A 4,662-nucleotide genomic window follows, 5' to 3' on the forward strand; every position below is an offset into this window, starting at 1 on the left:
GGCGGAAGCGCGCGCCGGCCGGCGCCGGCCGTTCCGGGTCGGCCGGGTGCGGCCAGCCGGGTCTACCCGGCGCCGAATCCCGCGGCGGCCAGCGCGGCCGTCCCGGTGTCCGACAGCACAAAGTCCCGGAAGGCCCTGGCCGCAGCCGGGTTCGGCGCGTCGGACAGCATCGCGATCGGATACTCGGTGACCGCCTCGTCGGCTCCGGGGAAGTCGATCCCGTCGACGGCGCCGCCGGCGGCCAGGACGTCGGTGCGGTAGACGAGCGCGCAGTCCACCTCGTCCCGCTCGACCTTGACGAGCGTGGCCTTCACATCCTGTTCGAGGGTGTCGGGGGCCGGGGTGATCCCGGCGTCGGCGAACACCTGCGCGGAGAGCACGCCGCAGGGCACCTCCGGCGCGCAGAGGGCGACGGTCAGGTCGCCCCGGGCGAAGTCGGCCAGCCCGGTCACTCCCGCCGGGTTTCCGGCCGGAACGGCGATCCGGAGGCTGTTGCTGGCGAAGACGGTGGCCCCGCCCCGCACCAGGCCGGCCTCGTCCACGACGCCCATGGCCGACGGGCTCGCGGCGGCGAAGACATCCGCCGGGGCGCCCGCGGTGAGCTGCTGCGCGAGGGCCGAGCTGCTGCCGAAGTTGACCGTGACGCTCGTGCCGGGATGGTCGGCCTCGAATTGCTCGCCGAGGGCGGTGAACGCCTCGGTCAGCGATGCGGCGGCGAAAACGACGACCGTGCCGGCGACGGCGCCCGGCTCCGGGCCGACGGGAGCGGCCGGGGCGCAGGAGGTCAGCAGGAGACCCGCGCCGAGCACGGCCACCGACCCAATCCGCAACCTCGCCACGCCGCCCGTCCCGTCTGCACGCCACGCCCCGGGCGGCGACAGGCTTATTCTAGGCAGCATGAGCCTGTTCGACGCGCTGACCGATCCGGGCGCCCCTCTGACGCCGGACCGCGTGGCGCGCTACTCCCGCACGATCTCGCTACCCGGGTTCGGCCTCGCCGCCCAGGGCCGGCTCGCCGCCGCCCGGGTGCTCGTCGTCGGCGCCGGCGGGCTGGGCAGCGCGAGCATCCCGGGCCTGGCCGCGGCCGGGTTCGGACATGTAGGGGTCATCGACGCCGACACCGTCGAGGCCAGCAACCTTCCCCGGCAGACGATCCACGGCATCCGGGATGTCGGCCGCAGCAAGGTCGACTCCGCGCTGGAGAGCATCGCCGCGCTCGACCCCGAGGTGCGCGCCGTCGGCTACGACACGATGCTCACCGCCGCGAACGCGCTTACGATCATGGCCGGCTACGACCTCGTGCTCGACGGCAGCGACAACTTCCCCACCCGATACCTCATCAACGACGCCGCCCTGCTGACCGGGATCCCGGTGGTTTGGGGCGCGGTGCACCAGTTCGGCGGGCAGGCCGGCGTGAGCTGGGCGGCCCGCGGGTCGCACTACCGCGACCTGTTCCCCGAACCGCCCGCGCCCGGCACCGTGCCGTCCTGCGCGGAGGCCGGCGCCCTGCCGCCGGTCTGCGCGGTCATCGGCGCCCTCATGGTCGCCGAGGCGATCAAGCTCGTCACCGGCGTCGGCGACCCGCTACTCGGCCGGGTCACGATCTACGACAGCCTGCGCGGAACGTTTCGCGAGGTCGCCTACGCGAGCGACCCGGAGGGCACCCCGGTCACCGGGCTGATCGACTACGAGGCCTTCTGCGGCACGGGCACGGCTGCCGGCACGGGCACGGCTGCCGGCGCAACCGCCGAGAGCGGCGCCCCTGCTGCCGCCCCTGCCCCCGACATCGACGTGCGGGAGCTCTCCGAGCTGCTGGCCGCGGGCACGCCGCTCCGCCTGGTGGACGTGCGCGAGCCCTGGGAGGCCGAGGTTTCCAGTCTCCCCGGCTCGCTGCTGCTGCCGCTCGGGGAACTGGCCCGCGACCCCCAGGCCGCCGTGGCCGCGCTGGGGGACGAACTGCCCGTCGTGGTCTACTGCCACCACGGGCCGCGCTCGGACCGGGCCAGGGCCATCCTCGAGCACTACGGGCTCGCCGGCGTGCGCTCCCTGCAGGGCGGCATCGACGCCTGGTCGGCCACGGTCGACCCCGCGCTCAGGCGATACTGAGCACAGGAGAAACTGTGCACAGGAAGCACTGGGCACGGGAAACTTGACGGATGGACACCATGACCGAATCGACGCACCTGACCCACCTGGATGCCGACGGCCGCGCGCGCATGATCGACGTGGGCCACAAGGCGGAGACGAGCCGGGTGGCCGTGGCCAGCGGGCGGTTCGTCACGACCAGGAAGGTGCTCACCCTCGTCCGGGCCGACAACCTGCCGAAGGCTGACGTCCTCGCCACGGCGCGCATCGCCGGGATCTCCGCCGCCAAGAAGACCTCCGAGCTCATCCCGCTCTGCCATCAGGTTCCGCTCTCCTCCGTGAAGATCGACTTCCGCCTCGGCGAGGACACCATCGAGATCGAGGCCTCGGCGAAGACCCGCGGCCAGACCGGCGTCGAAATGGAAGCGCTCACGGCCGTCACCATCGCCGGGCTCACCCTGCACGACATGGTCAAGGCGGTCGACCCGGGCGCGACGCTCACCGACGTGCGGCTGGATTCGAAGAGCGGCGGCAAGCGCGGGCACTGGACGCGCGGCGACACGTCCGAGGCCGAACAGTCATCCGCGCCGGACGCGCCCGGGCGCACCGCCCGCGTCATCGTCGCCTCGACCCAGGGCGCGGCGGGCCTGCGCGAAGACACGACCGGCCCGGTCATCGCGGCCTGGCTCGGGGAGCTGGGCTACGACACGACCGCCCCGCTGGTGGTCGCGGATGCCGACATCGCCGACGCCCTCGCCACCGCGGTGCGGGAGCAGCCCGCCGTCATCATCACCACCGGCGGCACCGGGGTGTCCCGCACCGACGAGACGCCGGAGGCGACCGCCGCCGTGCTCGACCGCGAACTGCCCGGCATCGCCGAGGCCCTGCGCCGCCGCGGCGCGGAGACCACCCCGTCGGCCGCGCTCAGCCGGGGGCTGGCCGGCACGGCCGGCCGAACGGTCGTGATCAACCTGCCCGGCTCGACCGGCGGAGTGCGCGACGGCCTGGCGGTGCTGGCCGACCTGCTCGACCACCTCGTCGACCAGGTGTCCGGCTCGGGCCTGCACGAGGCGAGCGCGCCGGCAGCGAACACCTCGGCAGCGACCGCGCCCGAGGGCAGCACTTCGACGGCGAGCCTGCCGGCGGCCGACCGTGCCTGACGTGCTCGCCGCCATCTCGGCGGAGCCCATCGACCCGCACGCCGTGGACGACTTCGTGCTCTCCGCCGAGAACGGCGCCGTGGTGTCCTTCCAGGGGATCGTGCGCAACCACGACCAGGACCGGGCCGTGACCGCGCTGGACTACCAGGCGCATCCGGAGGCCGAGAGGTTCCTGCGGGAGTGCTGCGAGGGCGTCGCCGCCCGCACCGGGCTCCGGGTCGCGGCGATCCACCGCACCGGACCGCTCCGGGTCGGCGATGTCGCCCTGGTCGCCGCCGTCGCAGCGCCGCACCGCGCCGAGGCGTTCGCCGCCTGCGCCGAGCTGGTCGAGCTGATCAAAGCGAACGTGCCGATCTGGAAGCGCCAGCACTTCCCCGCCGGCAGCTCGGAATGGGTCGGTCTCTAGGAGCACCGCGCGCGACACGCTGGCCGTGCGCCGCTGCGCGCGTCGCACGCCGCACGCGCAGCGGCGCGCCGCCCGCGCAGCTCGAAATCCCCGGCTCGAAACCCCCGGCTCGTCAGGCTGCCGGAGACCTGCGCTAACCGCCGGCGAAGGGCGGGAGGACGTCGACGCGGGAGCCGACCGGGCGGGACTGGTCGCGGCTGACGACGGAGTCGACGAGGAACGATCCGGAGGCCATCACGGCCTCCATGCCGTGCCCGTACCGGTGCGACAGTTCGGCCCGCAACTCGCCGACGGTCGCGCCGTCCGGCAGCAGCACCGTCTCCTCATCGCGGCCGGCGACCTCGGCCGCCGCCGCGAAATAGCGCACCCGCACGTTCATGGTTGATGTCACACCATCACTCTAGACCGGCGGGTGTGTGCCGGCCCGGCCCGCTCGGGATGGCACACTGGAGAGGTCCTGCACCCGGCAGGCCACCTGGAAGGGCTCGCATGACGATCATCGCCGCCGCCGACGGTTCGGCCCTCGGCAACCCAGGCCCGGCCGGCTGGGCCTGGTACGTCGACGACTCCTGCTGGGGCGCCGGCGGCTGGAAACACGCCACCAACAACCAGGGCGAGTTGCAGGCCGTCCTCGAACTCTTCCGCGCCACCGCGCACCTCGACGACGACCTCCACGTCATCTGCGACAGCCAGTACGTGATCAACTCGGTCACCAAGTGGATGCGCGGCTGGAAGGCCAAGGGCTGGCGCAAGGCCGACGGGAAGCCGGTGATGAACCTGGACCAGCTGATCGAGATCGACGCGGTGCTCGTCGGCCGCAGGTACCGGTTCGAATGGGTCAAGGGGCACGCGAACCACCCGCTCAACGAGGGCGCGGATGCCCGGGCGCGCGCCGTCTCCGAGGCCTACCAGCGCAACCTCGCCGTTCCGGCCGGGCCCGGCTGGGTGCGCGCGGGTGACTCCGCCCCCGCGCCGCGTGCGGTCGCCGCGCCGTCCGCGCCGCGAGCCGCC

General features: G+C 73.8%; 6 protein-coding genes. 4 read left to right on the top strand and 2 right to left on the bottom strand.

Annotated elements, in window-relative coordinates; all coding sequences use genetic code 11:
- Nucleotides 1–62 precede the first annotated feature (62 nt).
- On the bottom strand, nt 63–899 hold the full coding sequence (gene modA, locus E3O23_RS00005) for a molybdate ABC transporter substrate-binding protein (RefSeq protein WP_134486480.1): 837 nt from the start codon (nt 897–899) through the stop codon (nt 63–65).
- On the opposite strand from modA, the gene E3O23_RS00010 reads away from it, so the two are divergent.
- The 3 genes from E3O23_RS00010 to E3O23_RS00020 are packed head-to-tail and all read left to right on the top strand — an operon-like array spanning nt 898 to nt 3,651.
- Nucleotides 898–2,106 (top strand): ThiF family adenylyltransferase, encoded by a 1,209-nt coding sequence (locus E3O23_RS00010; protein WP_134486483.1) that lies wholly within the window; start codon nt 898–900, stop codon nt 2,104–2,106. The genes modA and E3O23_RS00010 overlap by 2 nt on opposite strands.
- A gap of 50 nt (nt 2,107–2,156) precedes the next feature.
- Nucleotides 2,157–3,245, top strand: coding sequence for a bifunctional molybdenum cofactor biosynthesis protein MoaC/MoaB (gene moaCB / locus E3O23_RS00015; protein WP_198415091.1), 1,089 nt, complete (start codon nt 2,157–2,159; stop codon nt 3,243–3,245).
- A complete protein-coding gene (locus E3O23_RS00020; protein WP_134486486.1) occupies nt 3,238–3,651 on the top strand; it encodes a molybdenum cofactor biosynthesis protein MoaE in 414 nt (137 codons plus the stop codon). The genes moaCB and E3O23_RS00020 overlap by 8 nt, the downstream gene beginning before the upstream one ends.
- A gap of 133 nt (nt 3,652–3,784) precedes the next feature.
- On the opposite strand, the gene E3O23_RS00025 is transcribed toward E3O23_RS00020, so the two are convergent.
- Nucleotides 3,785–4,030 carry a MoaD/ThiS family protein gene (locus E3O23_RS00025; RefSeq protein ID WP_134486495.1) on the bottom strand — a complete coding sequence of 82 codons (246 nt, stop codon included), beginning with the start codon at nt 4,028–4,030 and terminating at the stop codon, nt 3,785–3,787.
- 110 nt (nt 4,031–4,140) lie between these two features.
- On the opposite strand from E3O23_RS00025, the gene E3O23_RS00030 reads away from it, so the two are divergent.
- Nucleotides 4,141–4,662: RNase H family protein (locus E3O23_RS00030; protein ID WP_134486489.1), on the top strand; the 522-nt coding region annotated here is incomplete at its 3' end.

The sequence above is a fragment of the Cryobacterium tagatosivorans genome (assembly GCF_004402215.1).
GTDB classification, from domain to species: domain Bacteria; phylum Actinomycetota; class Actinomycetes; order Actinomycetales; family Microbacteriaceae; genus Cryobacterium; species Cryobacterium tagatosivorans.